This window comes from Saccharopolyspora sp. 6V (assembly GCF_020176785.1).
In the GTDB taxonomy this organism is placed as follows: Bacteria; Actinomycetota; Actinomycetes; order Mycobacteriales; family Pseudonocardiaceae; genus Saccharopolyspora_C; species Saccharopolyspora_C gregorii.
Genome location: NZ_JAIUKB010000072.1, coordinates 1 through 15,311 on the forward strand (window position 1 = coordinate 1; position 15,311 = coordinate 15,311).

Below are 15,311 nucleotides of genomic sequence, written 5' to 3' on the forward strand. Positions count from 1 at the left end.
CTGCTCAGCGGACCGCCCGGGGCGGCGTCGAGCCGGGCGGGGGGCGCGTCCGCGCTCGGCGTCGAGCCGCGCCAGGTGACCACCGTGGACGGCTGCACGGTGACGGGGCCGTCCGGGTCGGTGGCCGCGATCGTGATCAGCTCGGTCGTCCAGGTCATCCCGATCGAGGCGGACAGCCTGCTGCGCACCTGCCCGGCGTTGGCCGCCGTGGACGGAGCCAGGTCCTGCGGCAGCAGCGACACGGTGTCGCCGGCCCGGAAGACCTTCCCGGTCAGCGCCAGCCGGATCACCTCCGGCGGTGCGGTCGCGGTGGCCAGCCGGGACCCGGCGACGGTGACGCCGCGCGCGGGCTCGGCGCGCACCGGGGCGACCCCGACCTCGGTGCCTTCGGCCAGCCCCAGGTTCGTCAGCGCCACGTCGTCCACCAGCACCACGCCCGCCGGGGCGCCCCGGTCCGCCGCGGCGGCGAGCGCCACGGTCACCCGGGCCCCGGTGAGGGCCACCGCGTCCCACTGGCGCAGGCCCAGCGCGTCCAGCACTTCGGGGTGCAGCCGCACCACCCCGCGCCTGGTGTCGGCGGCGGACGGGGACAACCGGACGGTCAACGTCAACGAAGCCACACGCCGACAGTACGGCCCGCTCCTGGCGCCCCGTCGGTGCGCGGCACCGCGCACGACCGCGGCCGGATTCGAGGACGGGCGGTCAGCGGGTGTTCTGGTTGCCCCGGTTGCGGCGCAGGCCGAGGCGGCGCCAGCTCAGGCGCGGCCCCTCGGGGCCGCCGGCGCGGCTGCGGCGCATCCGCTGCCGGGCCCGGGCGTGCGCGCGCCGCGGGTGCGGCGGGCGCAGGCCGAGCCGCCGCTGGGTGCGCCTGCGGATGGCGCGCCGTTCGCGAGGAGCCGCCGCCCACGCCTCGGGGTGCGCGGCCAGCCAGCGGTGCCGGTACACGGCGTACGGGATGTGCGCCAGGTACACCACGAGCGCCACCGCGAGCGAGATCAGCGGGAACACGATGACCGCGGCGGCCAGCACGGCCACCAGCACCAGCAGCGGGGCGACCAGCCGTGCGGGAACCTTCGCGGTCTTCAGCGACAGCGTCGGCACCCGGCTCACCGCCAGCGCGGCGACCGCGACCATCCACACCATCACCACCGGCTGCTGCGCCCACCAGCCCGGGTAGCCGAAGTGGGCGGTGAGCACGAGCGGCAGCAGCGCCAGCAACCCGGCCGCGGGGGCCGGGACGCCGACGAAGAACTCCTTGCTGAACGCGGGCTGCTCGGTGTCGTCGAGCAGCGTGTTGAACCGCGCCAGCCGCAGGATCATGCACACCGCGAAGATCAGCGCGGCGATCCAGCCCGCCCGGTTGTCCTGCAGCTGCCACGCGTACAGCGTCAGCGCCGGGGCCACGCCGAACGACATCGCGTCGGACAGCGAGTCCAGTTCGGCGCCCATCCGCGTGGTGGCGTCCAGCAACCGGGCGATCCGGCCGTCCAGCCCGTCGAGCACCGCCGCCACCGCGACGGCCGCGATGGCGCCGACCAGCTGCCCGTTCAGCGCGAACTGCACGGCGGAGAGCCCGGCGCACATCGCCAGCACCGTGATCGCGTTGGGCAGCAGGCGGATTCCGGGCGGGGCGAGGCGGGCGCCGCTCATGCCCGCTCGCCACCCGCCCGCTCGGGCAGTTCGGCGAGGACGGTCTCGCCGCCGACGGTGCGCTGCCCGGGTTCGACGAGGACCCGGCTGCCCGCCGGGACGTAGAGGTCGACCCGGGAGCCGAAGCGGATCAGCCCGTAGGTGCTGCCCGCGGTGGCCCGCTCGCCGCTCTGCACCGAGCAGACGATGCGGCGGGCGACGAGCCCGGCGATCTGCACCACGGCGAGCTCCTGGCCGTCGTCGGTGCGCAGCAGCAGCGAGTTGCGCTCGTTGTCCTCGCTGGCCTTGTCCAGGTCGGCGGAGAGGAACTTGCCGGGGCGGTAGGCGGCCCGCACGATCTCGCCGTCGACCGGCAGCCGCTGCACGTGCACGTCGAAGACGGTGAGGAACGCGCTGATCCGGGTCATGGGCCGGTCGCCGAGCCCGAGCTCGGGCGGCGGGGTGGCGGTCTCCACGTGCGCGACGGTGCCGTCGGCGGGCGCGACCGCGATGCCCGCGCGGCCGGGGGTGACCCGCTGCGGTTCGCGGAAGAACCAGGCGCACCACGCGGTGGCGACGGCGCCGAGCACGCCGGCGGGGCGCCACGCGCGGCGCAGCAGCAGGGTGCCGACGGCGGCGCCGAGCACGAACGGGCGGCCCGCCGGGTGCATCGGCGGCACGGTGTCGCGGGCGAGCTTGGCGAGGTGCGCGAGCGGGTTGCCGCTGGCGGGGGCGCTGCCCCGGTCTGTCTGGGTGCTCATCGAGCTGTACACCCCTGCGTCGGAGGTCGTTACCGCGGCGCGGTGGCTGCGCTGCGGCCGGGCCGGTACAGCATCGCCGACGGGTTCGCGGCCGCTGCGCGAGGGGGCGGAGTCGATCACCGGCCACGGTCGCGCGGCGCCGTGCGCCGGGCGGACCGGGCCGTCGGTGGTGGAGCGCGGGCGGTGCGTCCCGGGAGCGCGGGGCCGGGCGGCGGCGCGGCCGGAGGATCTCCTCGGGACGGGCGCGGCGCGGTGTCTCCGCAGGTGAACGGAAAAGTGGGGGGGGGGGGGGGGGGGGGGCGCGGGCGCGCCCCCCCCCCCCCCCCCCCCCCCCCCCCCCCCCCCCCCCCCCCCCCCCCCCCCCCCCCCCCCCCCCCCCCAACCGCAAGGCGCCTCCCCGTTGGCGCCGAACGGTCCCCGATGTGGGCCCGTGCACCCCCCGACGGCACACGGAGCCCGGTGTCCGCTCCCTCCCTGGTGAGGAGGGGGCTGACGTCTTGTGAGACGGAGTCGATCGACAGGTTGTTACGCGTTTTCCAGTGTAATTGAGCTCACACGAACTACGTAGCCGCTATCGGAGGACATTGGGCACGAAATTTGTAACTCAGCGTGACAAAACTGGGTCCCCATCACTCACTCGTCCGAGGGTTCCCGGCGGTCGTCGATCCGCATCCGCGCGCCCATCAGCTCGCCGAGACCCCCGTAGGGATCGCCGCGCTCGTCCGTATCGGGCGTGCTGCGCACCTCCAGCTCGGCCACGTCGTCCTCGCCGAGCACCACCGCGTCCGAGCGGACCGTCGAGGAGGACGCGTCGTCCAGGTACAGCTCCAGCTTCAACGACCAGCCCGAGCGATCCTGCACCAGCGTCGTCGCCGCCACGTCCCGGCTGTCCACCCACTGCGCGCCGTCCCGGTCCCGCAGCCGGTCCACCGGGGCGACCATCAGCTCGTCCAGCTCCTCCAGCTCCGACTGCCACATCCGGGCCGAAGCGCCCGCCAGCAGCCGTCGCGCCGTGCTCGCCGAGCTCGGCAGGAACACCAGCCCGCGATCCGTCACCAGCAGGTCGTAGCGCTCGCCCGCGTACTGCACCGGGCTGACGATCCCGGACACCGACGGCTCCGGCTCCGCGGCGGGTTCGCGGGCGTGCTGCAGCGGTACGCCGAGGTCCACCAGCGCCCGGTGCAGCCCGGGCACCAGCCGCGGATCCGCCACCGCCGGGCGCACCAGCCGGTCCGGGTCCAGCGGCCGGCCACCGCTGAGCCGCACCACCGACTCGCCCGCCCAGTCCAGCTCGTGCTGCGCCCGGCCCGCGCACACCAGCGCGTCCACCACGGCGCCGCCGAGCAGCTCGGTGAGCGTGTCCACGGCGGCGTCGTCCACCCGGTCCGGGCTCAGGCCCGGGTTCAGCACCGGGTTGATCAGGTCCGCGCCCTCGCCGCGGTGGATGGCGGCGAGCACCCCGCCGATCGCGGGCGGGCACTCCAGGCCGCTCTGCTCGACCGCCGAGCTCAGCAGGCCCGCCTGCCGGGCGACCTCCGCGGCCCCCGCCTTGCGGGCCAGGTCCGGCCACGGCAGCCGCGGCCCGAGGCCGTCCACGAGCAGCCGGCTCTCCAGCTCGGGAACGCTCTTGCGCGGTTCGCGCAGCAGCGCGAACGCGGGCGCCTCCTCGGGTTCCCGGTCGCCGCCGCGCAGCCGCTTCATCGCCTCCACCCGCTCCCGGGTGGACGGGTGCACGTCGTGCTCCTCGGCGAGGGCCTGCTTGACCCGCTCGGCCAGCTGCGGCTTGCGCTCCGGGTGGTCCATGAACGCCCGGAAGCCCAGCAGCAGGTCCGGGGTGTGCTCGACCTTGGTGGCCATGCTCAGGTACTGCTCGGCGTAGTCGCGCCAGCCGAACTCGATCGCCTTCATCTTGCGCAGCGAGGTGACCGCGGCCCGCTTGCCCGCGGCCTTCACCGCGATGGTGTCCGCGCCGAACCACAGCCGGTCGCCGACCCCGGCAGCCACCGCCGAGTAGGCGCGGGCGTACCCGGTGAACAGCCACTTCACCGGTCCGCCGGTGAGCCCGGTCGCGGTGCGCCGCACGCTGGTCTCCACCCGGTCGGCCAGCACGACGAACTTCCCGGCGCCGACGGTGCGGCCCAGCTCGCGGGCGGTGACGGCGCGCAGTTCGCTGGTGGACAGCCCGGCGATCAGCGGTAACCCGATCTCCAGGTGCCGGGAGCGGACCTTCAGGCCGAGCAGCGCGGTGTCCTCCCGCAGCCGGGCGGTGGGCTGCGAGGTCACCCGGACCCCGTCCGGGGCGGACGCGCCGGACCCCGAGCAGATCGAGTCGACCATCTTCCAGACCTTGGGCTGCGCGCCGCGGGTCAGCTCGACGCCGCGCGGGCGTTCGCGTCTGCGCAGCACGGTCCGCAGCCCGATGCCGATCACCGCGGCCACCACGACCGCGGCGAACCCGGCGCGGACGCCGCCCCCGAAGTCGAGGCGGATGGTGTAGGCCGCTACCAAGAGCAGGCCCAGCACCAAGCAGAGGGGCACGGCGAAGAAGCCGATGTGCAACGCCAGCGCCAAGGTGGCGCGCCAGGGGCCACGCACGGTGTTGAAACTCCCGAGTGAAGGTGTCGACTGCTCGCGGTCCGAACCCGGCGCGACGAGCGCAGCGACGGGAGGTGCGGGGGCAGTCTTAGCGGAAATCAGCCGGACGTCAATCCATCAGAAGTACGTCCACAGTGGAACCGGCGGGCAGTTCCACCGTTTCCTCCGGTACTTCCAGCAGGCAGTTCGCCGTGGCCATCGCGGACAGCAGGTGCGATCCGGGGCCACCGTGCGGGGTGACCTCGTCGGTGGCGGGGTCGTACAGCGCCCTGCGGTACTGCCGCTTGCCGGGCGGGCCCTCCAGCGAGCTGGTCAGCGTCGCCTTCCTGCCGGGCCGCTCGGCCTGCCGGTGCCCGGCCGCGGCGCGCAGCGCGGGCCGCACGAAGACCTCGAAGGAGACCATCGCGCTGACCGGGTTGCCGGGCAGCGTCACCACCGCGGGCCCGCCCCGGTACCGGCCGGCGCCCTGCGGCATCCCGGGCTGCATGGCGACCTTGGTGAACTCGACGCCGTTGCCGGACAGCGAGTCCTTCACCACCTCGTACGCCCCGGCGCTGACCCCGCCGGAGGTGATGATCAGGTCGGTCTCGTCCAGGTGCGGGGCGAGCGCGGCGTGGAACGACGCCACGTCGTCCGGCACGAAGCGCAGCAGCTCGGCGCGCCCGCCCGCCTCCCGCACCGCGGTGGCCAGCATCAGGCCGTTGGACTCGTAGATCTGCCCGGTCCGCAGCGGGGAACCGGGTTCGACGAGTTCCGAGCCGGTGGACAGCACCAGCACCCGCACGGGTCTGCGCACGGGCAGCCGCGCGGCGCCGACGGCGGCGGCGATGCCCAGCTGGGTGGGGCCCAGCGTGGTCCCCGCCGCCAGCACGGCCGTGCCGACCCGCACGTCCTCCCCGGCGCGGCGCACGTGCACGCCGGGTTGCGCCGAGGCGTGCACCCGCACTTCGGCGGTGCCGCCGTCGGTGCGCTCCACCGGCACGATCGCGTCCGCGCCGGACGGCACCTGGGCGCCGGTCATGATCCGGTGCGCGGTGCCGGGCAGCAGCGGCGGGCTGTCGACCCGCCCGGCGGGCAGGTCTTCGGCCACCGGCAGCACCACGGGCTGCTCGGGGCTCGCTCCGGTGACGTCCACGGACCGCACGGCGTAGCCGTCCATCGCCGAGTTGTCGAAGGGCGGCAGCGGGATCGCCGCGACGAGGTCCTCGGCCAGCGCCAGCCCGAGGCAATCGGCGAGCGGCCGGGATTCCACCGGCGCCGGGGTCAGCAGCGCCGCGACCCGCGCGCGGTGCGCGGGCACCGGGGTCAGGCCGGAGGGTCCAGTTGCGTGGGGCACGCCCCGATCATCGGGCATCGGGTACCGGGCTGTCGCCACCGGCGTGCGGAAAGTCGCCCGGGCGCCCGTGGCAGACTGCCGGGCGATCGTGTGAGCGGCGCGGGGAGGGGAGGGGCTGTGCAGGTGCGGAACCGGCACACGCCGTCGTTCGGAGTGTCCCGGCTGCTGCTCGCGCCCGGCGAACCCGTCCGGATCGCCTCCGGTGCGCTGCTGGCCACCAGCTACGGCGTGGCGGTGGAGGTGCGCGGCGGAGGTCTGCTCAAGTCGCTGGCGAAGGGCCGGTCCGCCGCCGTGACCACCTGCACCGCCGGGCAGCAGGGCGGCTGGGTGGACGTGGCGCCCGCGCTGCCGGGTGATCTGCACGTGCTGGAGCCGGACGGCCAGGGCTGGTGCGTGACGGGGTCGGCGTGGCTCGCGTCCGCCTCCGGGGTGCGGTTCGACGAGCAGTGGGCCGGGTTCAAGAACCTCTTCGGCGGGGAGCGCGGTTTCCTCGGCCACGTCAGCGGCCAGGGGCCGGTGGTGCTGGCCTGCTGCGGCGCGCTGGACGTGATGACCTTGCAGCCGGGGGAGTTCCTCACCGTCTCACCCGGGCACGTGGTGGCGTACGGGGATGCGGTGCAGACGCGGTTGCGGCAGCTGGGGCAGGGCGTGGCGCAGTCGTTGAAGACGGGGGAGGGGCTGGTGTTCGATTTCGCCGGCCCGGGCCAGGTGCTGGTGCAGACGCGGGATCCGCGTTCCATGGTGGGCTGGTTGCATTCGCAGGGGTTCGGCGCACCCCGTTCTTGAGCGCGGTATTCGGCGGCGCGGGAATGCGGGCCGCTTTCGGTGGCCGGGTTCGATGCCGGGTCTCGCGGGCGGGCGGCAATGGGGAACGATCTTCATTTCGGATTGCGCCCGCGCTCGTTCCGGATCGGTCCGTCCGGCGGTGCCCGCTGCGCGTTCGCCCGCGCCGCCGGATGCCGGAGCGCGGGTTCCGGCCGGCTTTCGCGCCGCTGCTCCCGCGCCGCTGCGAAATTCGGAATATTCCCTGATTCTCGTGTCGGCGAATCGGCCCAACCGAATCGCTCCGGCTACGCGCCGTGGCTGGGAAATGCACTCGTTCGGAGCAGTATTTCGCGGAAAAGTCGCAATGGTCAACAGCGGACGAACCGGGTCGACTCCGGTAGCGTCATCCGTGCTCCATCGGCGCTTTTTCGGGGCGCTGCGCATCACATTTCAACGAGGAGGACGCCGTGGCGGTCGGCACGGTCAAATGGTTCAACTCGGAGAAGGGGTACGGCTTCATCGCCACCGATGGTGGTTCCGATGTGTTCGTGCACTACTCCGCGATCAACATGTCCGGTTTCCGCACCCTCGCCGAAGGTGACCGGGTCGAATTCGAGGTGAAGGCGGGGCGCGACGGTCGAAGCCAAGCCGACGGCGTCCGCAAGGTCTGAAACCCGCCGCCCAGTGGCCCGCCCCGCAACCGGGGGCGGGCCACTGGGCTCTTCCGGCCCGAACCGGTGGAACCCGCAGACGGGGAAGATCGCGGGACGTTAGGCTCCCTGACGTGTCGGAAGACCTCACCGGGCGCCGTCTCGGCCACTACAAGATCGACGGAGTGCTCGGCCGCGGCGGTATGAGCGTGATGTACCGCGCCACCGATACCCGGCTGGGCCGCAAGGTCGCGCTCAAGATCATGGGCGAGCACATCACCGGCGACGCGGAGTTCCGCGAGCGCTTCGTCGACGAAGCCCGCAACACCTCGGCCATCGACCACGCGAACATCGTGCCGCTGTACGACTTCGGCGAGGTCGACGGCATGCTCTACATCGCGATGCGGCTGGTCGACGGGTCCGACCTGGCCAGCCTGATCAAGGACGGGCCGATCTCGCCGCCGCGCGCGCTGGAGCTGCTCAGCCAGGTCGCCGAGGCGCTGGACATGCTGCACGAGCGCGGTCTGGTGCACCTCGACCTGAAGCCGGCGAACGTGCTGGTGACCTCGCGGGAGTCGTCCAACGAGCACGTGTACCTCGCGGACTTCGGGCTCACCCGCCGCGGCGCGACCGGGCACCGCACCAGCTCCGGCGACTTCCTCGGCTCCCCGACCTACGCCGCGCCCGAGCACCTGCGCGGCGAGCCGGTGGACGGCCGCACCGACCTGTACGCGCTGTGCTGCATGCTGTTCGCCTGCCTGACCGGCGGCCCGCCGTTCCAGGGCCAGGTGCAGGAGGTCATCCAGGGCCACCTGGGCACCGCGCCGCCGTCCGCGCTGTCGCTGGTGGCGCTGCCGGTGGGGCTGGACGAGGTGCTGCGCAAGGGCATGTCGAAGAAGGCCGACCAGCGCTACGACACCTGCAAGGAGCTGATGGCGGCGGCGAAGGCCGCGCTGAACGCGCCGCCGGACGCGCCGACGAAGAAGACGATGCCGACGCTCGGGCCGCCGTCCGGCCCGCAGCAGGTCCAGCCCGCGCCGCCGCCGGCCCGCTCGCCGCAGCAGTCCGGCCCGGTCCCGCCGCCCGCCGCGCCGGTCACCGGCCCGCAGCCCGCACCGTCCGGCCCGCAGCCCGCACCGGGGCCGCAGCAGTCCGGTCCGTACGGCCCGCCGTACCAGCAGCCGCCGCGCCCGATGTCCGGTCCCGGCGCCGATCCGGTGCGGTTGCGCCCGCCGATGCCGGCGCAGTCCGCGTCGTTCGCCACCGACAAGGGCGGTGGTTCGGCGAAGTGGCTGGTGCCGCTGCTGATCGCGCTCGCCGCGATCGTCCTGGTGATCGTGTTCATCGCGCTGGCGTCCTCGTCGAGCGGCGGTTCCGGCGGCTCCGGCGGGGCCACGACGTCGGCCGCGAACTCGTCCTCGGTCGAGCCGAGCGGCCTGCCCACCGAGGTCCCGACGGTCGGCCGCTGAGCATGGCGTCGGCCACCCCGTCGGGTGGCCGCGTACGGCCCGAACGGGGGAAATGCGGCTGGTCGAGGCATCGCGCGCCGAAGCGGCTTGCACTCGCCCGGCGTGAGTGCTAAACCTGGATTTGGCACTCAGCGCAGTTGAGTGCCAGGTCGGGACGGTGAGGCCGTCCGCGCTCCGCCACACGACGGCGGGTGCGCGACCGGTCGTCCGTCGCGGGCACCGAGCCTGGCCGAGCACAGAGTCCTGCCACGGGGTGAATCTGCCTTTCGTGGCGTCCAGATAGGTGGAGGACCACACCGCAATGGCCAAGATGATCGCGTTCGACGAGGAAGCCCGCCGCGGCCTTGAGCGCGGCATGAACACCCTCGCTGACGCCGTCAAGGTGACGCTCGGGCCGAGGGGCCGCAACGTCGTGCTCGAGAAGAAGTGGGGCGCGCCGACCATCACCAACGACGGCGTCTCCATCGCCAAGGAGATCGAGCTCGAGGACCCGTACGAGAAGATCGGGGCCGAGCTCGTCAAGGAAGTGGCGAAGAAGACCGATGACGTCGCCGGTGACGGCACGACGACCGCCACCGTGCTCGCCCAGGCGCTGGTGCGCGAGGGTCTGCGCAACGTCGCCGCCGGCGCCAGCCCGATCGCCCTCAAGCGGGGCATCGAGAAGGCCACCGAGGCGATCGCCGAGCAGCTCCTCAAGAGCGCCAAGGAGATCGAGACCAAGGACCAGATCGCCTCCACCGCGGCGATCTCGGCCGGCGACCGCCAGATCGGCGAGCTGATCGCCGAGGCCATGGACAAGGTCGGCAAGGAAGGCGTCATCACCGTCGAGGAGAGCAACACCTTCGGGCTCGAACTCGAGCTCACCGAGGGCATGCGCTTCGACAAGGGCTACATCTCGCCTTACTTCGTCACCGACACGGAGCGGATGGAGGCGTCGCTCGACGACCCGTACATCCTGCTGCTGAGCTCCAAGGTCTCGAACATCAAGGACCTGCTCCCGCTGCTCGAGAAGGTCATGCAGGCCAACAAGCCGCTGCTGATCATCTCCGAGGACGTCGAGGGCGAGGCCCTGTCCACCCTGGTGGTCAACAAGATCCGCGGCACCTTCAAGTCCGTCGCGGTCAAGGCCCCCGGCTTCGGCGACCGCCGCAAGGCGATGCTGCAGGACATGGCGATCCTGACCGGCGGCCAGGTCATCAGCGAAGAGGTCGGCCTCAAGCTGGAGACCGCGGACCTGCCGCTGCTGGGCCAGGCCCGCAAGGTCGTCGTCACCAAGGACGAGACCACCATCGTCGAAGGTGCGGGCGACGACGAGCAGATCGCCGGCCGGGTCAACGAGATCCGCGCCGAGATCGACCGCTCGGACTCCGACTACGACCGCGAGAAGCTGCAGGAGCGCTTGGCCAAGCTGGCCGGTGGCGTGGCCGTCATCAAGGCGGGTGCGGCGACCGAGGTCGAGCTCAAGGAGCGCAAGCACCGCATCGAGGACGCGGTCCGCAACGCCAAGGCCGCCGTCGAGGAGGGTGTCGTCGCCGGTGGCGGCGTGGCCCTGCTGCAGGCCGCCGTGTCCGCGTTCGACGGCCTCAAGCTCGAGGGCGACGAGGCGACCGGTGCCAACAGCGTCAAGCTGGCCGTCGAGGCCCCGCTGAAGCAGATCGCGATCAACGCCGGTCTCGAAGGCGGCGTCGTGGCGGAGAAGGTCAAGAACCTGCCCGTCGGGCACGGCCTCAACGCCGCGACCGGCGAGTACGAGGACCTGCTGGCGGCCGGCGTGCCGGACCCGACCAAGGTCACCCGCTCGGCGCTGCAGAACGCCGCGTCGATCGCCGCGCTGTTCCTGACCACCGAAGCCGTGGTCGCGGACAAGCCGGAGAAGGAAGCCGCCGGTGCGGCCGGCGGTGGCGACCCGATGGGTGGCATGGGCGGCATGATGTGACCCAGGCCGGTCACCGGGGTTCGCGCTGAATCCCAGCAACCGCACGAGAAGGGCCGTCCCGTTCCGGGGCGGCCCTTCTCGCGCTCCGGGCCCGGCCGGCCTGCGGCCGATCGGGGGACGCTGCGGCCGGACGCGTGGCGCAAGCCGGTCAGGTCGCGGCGTCCGCCGGGACGGTGTGATCTCCTGAGCACCCACGTGACACGTCCGCTCAGGTCGAGGAGGTTCGGGCGAATGGCCATTCCAGGTGCGTTGCGCCGGTTCGGTGGTTCGGCGGCGATCGTGCTCAGCGCCGCGCTGGTCGCCGCGGGTTGCACCGACGCGGCACCGCCACCGCCGCAGCCCGGCGCGGGCGCGGAAGCGGGGCCGTCGTCCTACCCGGCCGAAGGCGTGCCCGAGGTGGTGCCGCAGCCGCAGAAGGCCGAGCGGCTCGGCGACGACGTCGCGGTGCGCGGCAAGGTCGAGCTCGTCGTCGACCCCTTCGTGGACGAACCCACCCGGGACCTGGCGCAGCGCGTGCTGCGCGAGGCCGGTGCCTCCGACGTGGTGGTGCGCGAACCGGGCCCGCCCGCCGAGGACGCGACGCTGCTGGTGCGGATCGGGGACCGGATGGCCCCCGGCGTGGTGAAGGGCCTGCAGGCCAACGGGTGGGGCGCGCCGTCACCGCTGCCCGCGGAGGGCTACGTGCTCGCCGCGCGCGGCGGCCAGGACACCGTGGTGATCGGCGCCGACGACGCGGCGGGCGCCTACTACGGCGTGCAGACGCTGCGCCAGCTCGCGTCGCCCGGCCGGATCGCCGGGGTCGGCGTGGTCGACCAGCCGAACATGCCGATCCGCGGCTCCATCGAAGGCTTCTACGGGAGCCCGTGGACGCACGCGGAACGGATGGACCAGCTGGCGTTCTACGGCGACGTCAAGCTCAACACCTACGTCTACGCGCCGAAGGACGACCCGTACCACCGGGAGCGCTGGCGCGAGCCGTACCCGGCGGACAAGCTCTCCGAGGTGCGCGAGCTGATCGGCCAGGCCGCGGCGCACCACGTGCGGTTCACCTTCGCGCTGTCCCCCGGCCAGTCGATCTGCTTCAGCGACCCCGCGGACTTCCAGGCGCTGCTGGCGAAGCTGCAGGCCGTGTACGACTCGGGCGTGCGGGACTTCTCGGTGCCGTTCGACGACATCTCCTACACCCGCTGGAACTGCGGGGAGGACCAGGCGCGCTACGGCGCACCCGGCGAGTCGGCGGCGGGCCGCGCGCAGGCGGAGATCCTCAGCCGCGTGCAGCGCGAGTTCATCGACACCCACCCCGACGCGCGCCCGTTGCAGATGGTGCCCACCGAGTACTCCGACTACGACGACTCGCCGTACAAGACGGCGCTGCGCGAGGGTCTGGACCCGCGGGTCGTGGCGATGTGGACCGGGGACGGCGTGATCCCGCGGCAGATCACCGTCTCGGACGCGGAGAAGGCCGCGCAGGCGTGGGGCCGGAAGGTGTTCCTGTGGGACAACTACCCGGTCAACGACTTCGACGGCTCTGAGGGCCGGTTGCTGCTCGGGCCGTACGGGGAACGCGAACCGGGCTTGGGCGAGCAGCTCGTCGGTGACGTGGTGAACCCGATGAACCAGGCCGCGGCCAGCAAGGTCGTCGAGATCGGCGCGGCCGACTTCGCCTGGAACGACGACGACTTCGACGCGCAGCGCGCGCACCGCGCGGCGGCGCGCTACCTGGCGACGGACCCGGCGGCGGCGTTGCGCCCGGCTTCGGCGGCCGACCCGGCGACGACGCGGGCCCTGCAGGTGTTCTTCGACCTCAACAGCATGGCGCCGCTGGCGAACGGTTCCCCGTGGCTGCCGCCGGCGCCGGAGCTGGCGCGGCGCATCGAGGAGTTCCGCTCCGGGTGGGATGGCGGGGACCGGGCGCGGGCGCTGAACGAGCTGCGGGACTACGCGCGGCAGATCGCGGACGCCCCGGAGCTCATCCGCGAGTCGGCGCCCGCGGACTTCGTCGCCGACTCGGAGCCGTGGCTGCGGGCCACCGACCTGTGGGGTGACGCGCTCGTGACCACGGTGGACGGCCTGCAGGCGCGGGAGGACGGTGCCGGGCAGGTCGCGGACGAGCGGTTCGCCGTCGCGGCCGACCTGGCCCGTCGGGCCGAGCAGGTGCAGACGATTCCGGGCGAGACCCGGCCGCAGGGCCCGGTGCGCCTCGCCGACGGGGTGCTGGACGTGTTCGTCCGGCAGGCCCCGCAGCTGTAAGCCGGTCGGCGGGGGCTCAGCCCTCCGGGACCAGGACCCAGCAGACCAGGTACAGCAGGATCCCGGTGCCGAAGCCGAGGACGGTGGCGGCGACCAGCGCGACCCGCACCAGGGTCGCGTCGATGCCGAGCAGGTCGGCGGCGCCGCCGCACACCCCGGCGAGCATCCCGTCCCGCCGCCGCCGAGGCCGTCCGGCCCGGTCTCGGTGGTGCCGGTGTCCAGGTGGTTCGTCGTCTCCGTCATGCCACCAGACTGGTCGCCGGACGGCCCCGGAACATCCGGGGCGACCCCGGTCCGCACCCCTACGCCTTCCGGCGCCCGCCTCCGGGAAGCCCCGCACCCGGACGGTCCGGCACCCCGCCCGTGACATGATCGGCTTCGAACGGAAGGGGTGGCATGAGCCGGTTCAGCGGGTTCCCCGCGCACGTCGAGAAGTACGTCGGCACGGTCCGCGGCGCGGACTCCCGCGGCACCGGCGGGCGCGAGCGCGCGTACCACCTCGTCTACTGCGACCACCGCTCCGGGCCGTACGTGTCGGTGCTGACCAGCGGGCTGCGCGAGCACACGGCGGGCGCCCCGCTGCCGCAGGAGGTGCTGTGCACGGTGCACGCCGACCAGGAGATCCACGGCAGGCACCTCACGGCGGTGGTCGCCGAACTGCTCACCGAGTCGAACAGCCGCGTCGGCTACGGTGCCCTGATCATGAACGACCGCCTGCTGCTGCCGGAGACCGAGATCGCGGGCGCGCTGGCCGCGCCGCACCCGTACCTGGCCGACGAGTTCGACGTGCTGCTGGACGAGGACGGCGGCCCGGTGCTGCAGCTGATCACGCTGCTGCCGGTCACCCGCGGCGAGTCGCAGCTGGTGGCCCGCTACGGCCGGGACGCCCTCTACGACCGCTGGGAGCAGCGGAACGTGGACCTCACCGACATCCGCAGGCCGTCCGCGGCCTGACCCGCGCGAGCCGGGCGCCGCGCGGCCCGCGGGTGGTTACGCTCGCGGGATGGGTGAGTGGCGTTCCCCGGCCGAGGTGGCCGCGGCGCTGGACGCGACCGGGTACCTGCCGGACGAGGGCATCGCCACGGCGGTGTTCCTCGCGCTGCGGATGCACCGCCCGCTGCTGTGCGAGGGCGAGCCGGGCACCGGCAAGACGGAGCTCGCGCGGTCGCTGGCCGCGGCGCTCGGCGTGCGGCTGATCCGGTTGCAGTGCCACGAGGGCATCGACGCCGCGCAGGCCCTTTACGACTGGGACTTCCCGCGGCAGCTGCTGCACCTGCGCACCTTGGAGGCCGCGGCGGGCGGAGCGCTGGACGCGGACGCCGCGGAACCTTCGCTGTACCGGGAGCGGTTCCTGCTGGCCCGTCCGCTGCTGCGGGCGTTGCGGGAAGCGCCGTGCGTGCTGCTGGTGGACGAGATCGACCGCGCCGACGACGAGTTCGAGGCGTTCCTGCTGGAGTTCCTGTCCGAGCACGCGGTGAGCATCCCGGAGTTCGGCGAGGTCCGCGCCGAGGTGCCCCCGGTGGTGGTGCTGACCTCGAACCGCACCCGCGAACTGCACGACGCGCTGAAGCGCCGCTGCCTGTACCACTGGCTGGACCACCCGGACCTGGCGCGGGAGGTCGCGATCCTGCGCCGCCGGTCGCCCGGCCTGGACGAGCGGCTCGCCGCGCAGGTGGCGGACGCGGTGCAGCGGATGCGGGAGCTGGAGCTGGTGAAACCGCCGGGCGTGGCGGAGGCGCTGGACTGGGCGCGGGCGTTGCAAGCGCTGGGCGCCGCCGAGTTCGACCCGGAGCGGGCGGCCGCCGCGCTCGGTGCGGTGCTGAAGTACCGGGAGGACGCGGACCGGGTGCGCGCCGCCGGGCTGCTCGGCTGACGCCGGGCATCATGGAGCGGTGAGCACCACCGCCGGTCTCGTCGGTT

The 15,311-nt window shown here is 73.6% G+C and carries 12 protein-coding genes and 1 pseudogene; 7 read left to right on the forward strand and 6 right to left on the reverse strand.

Annotated features, from left to right (window positions below; genetic code table 11):
• The 5 genes and pseudogenes from LCD35_RS15235 to glp form a co-directional block, all read right to left on the reverse strand.
• Nucleotides 1-620: pseudogene (locus tag LCD35_RS15235) on the reverse strand (ATPase); the annotation flags it as partial.
• Between the two features lie 82 nt (nt 621-702).
• Entirely contained in the window at nt 703-1,650 is a 948-nt protein-coding gene (pssA, locus tag LCD35_RS15240; RefSeq protein WP_225044367.1) for a CDP-diacylglycerol--serine O-phosphatidyltransferase, read from the reverse strand.
• Nucleotides 1,647-2,390, reverse strand: a complete 744-nt coding sequence (locus LCD35_RS15245) for a phosphatidylserine decarboxylase (RefSeq protein ID WP_224960048.1) — start codon at nt 2,388-2,390, stop codon at nt 1,647-1,649. Before LCD35_RS15245 ends, pssA begins: the two co-directional genes overlap by 4 nt.
• 633 nt (nt 2,391-3,023) lie before the next feature.
• Nucleotides 3,024-4,985 carry a M48 family metallopeptidase gene (locus LCD35_RS15250; RefSeq protein WP_224966589.1) on the reverse strand — a complete coding sequence of 654 codons (1,962 nt, stop codon included), beginning with the start codon at nt 4,983-4,985 and terminating at the stop codon, nt 3,024-3,026.
• Between the two features lie 109 nt (nt 4,986-5,094).
• Nucleotides 5,095-6,339 carry a gephyrin-like molybdotransferase Glp gene (glp, locus tag LCD35_RS15255; RefSeq protein WP_224960046.1) on the reverse strand — a complete coding sequence of 415 codons (1,245 nt, stop codon included), beginning with the start codon at nt 6,337-6,339 and terminating at the stop codon, nt 5,095-5,097.
• Between the two features lie 99 nt (nt 6,340-6,438).
• Here glp and LCD35_RS15260 point away from each other — a divergent pair, with 99 nt between their 5' ends.
• From LCD35_RS15260 to LCD35_RS15280, 5 genes are all read left to right on the forward strand, one after another.
• Nucleotides 6,439-7,107: a TIGR00266 family protein gene (locus tag LCD35_RS15260; RefSeq protein ID WP_224960045.1), complete on the forward strand. Its 669-nt coding sequence runs from the start codon at nt 6,439-6,441 to the stop codon at nt 7,105-7,107.
• 446 nt (nt 7,108-7,553) lie between these two features.
• Nucleotides 7,554-7,757: a cold-shock protein gene (locus tag LCD35_RS15265; RefSeq protein WP_184483357.1), complete on the forward strand. Its 204-nt coding sequence runs from the start codon at nt 7,554-7,556 to the stop codon at nt 7,755-7,757.
• A 113-nt stretch (nt 7,758-7,870) separates the two neighbouring features.
• A complete protein-coding gene (locus LCD35_RS15270; RefSeq protein WP_224960044.1) occupies nt 7,871-9,205 on the forward strand; it encodes a serine/threonine-protein kinase in 1,335 nt (444 codons plus the stop codon).
• Nucleotides 9,206-9,506: 301 nt separating this feature from the next.
• Nucleotides 9,507-11,141, forward strand: coding sequence for a chaperonin GroEL (gene groL, locus LCD35_RS15275; RefSeq protein WP_224960042.1), 1,635 nt, complete (start codon nt 9,507-9,509; stop codon nt 11,139-11,141).
• Between the two features lie 231 nt (nt 11,142-11,372).
• Nucleotides 11,373-13,391, forward strand: coding sequence for a beta-N-acetylglucosaminidase domain-containing protein (locus LCD35_RS15280; protein ID WP_225044368.1), 2,019 nt, complete (start codon nt 11,373-11,375; stop codon nt 13,389-13,391).
• 16 nt (nt 13,392-13,407) lie between these two features.
• On the opposite strand, the gene LCD35_RS15285 is transcribed toward LCD35_RS15280, so the two are convergent.
• Nucleotides 13,408-13,557: a PspC domain-containing protein gene (locus tag LCD35_RS15285; RefSeq protein ID WP_224960038.1), complete on the reverse strand. Its 150-nt coding sequence runs from the start codon at nt 13,555-13,557 to the stop codon at nt 13,408-13,410.
• Between the two features lie 230 nt (nt 13,558-13,787).
• Here LCD35_RS15285 and LCD35_RS15290 point away from each other — a divergent pair, with 230 nt between their 5' ends.
• Nucleotides 13,788-14,345, forward strand: coding sequence for a suppressor of fused domain protein (locus LCD35_RS15290; protein ID WP_224960036.1), 558 nt, complete (start codon nt 13,788-13,790; stop codon nt 14,343-14,345).
• Nucleotides 14,346-14,394: 49 nt separating this feature from the next.
• On the forward strand, nt 14,395-15,264 hold the full coding sequence (locus LCD35_RS15295) for a MoxR family ATPase (protein ID WP_224960034.1): 870 nt from the start codon (nt 14,395-14,397) through the stop codon (nt 15,262-15,264).
• Nucleotides 15,265-15,311 lie beyond the last annotated feature (47 nt).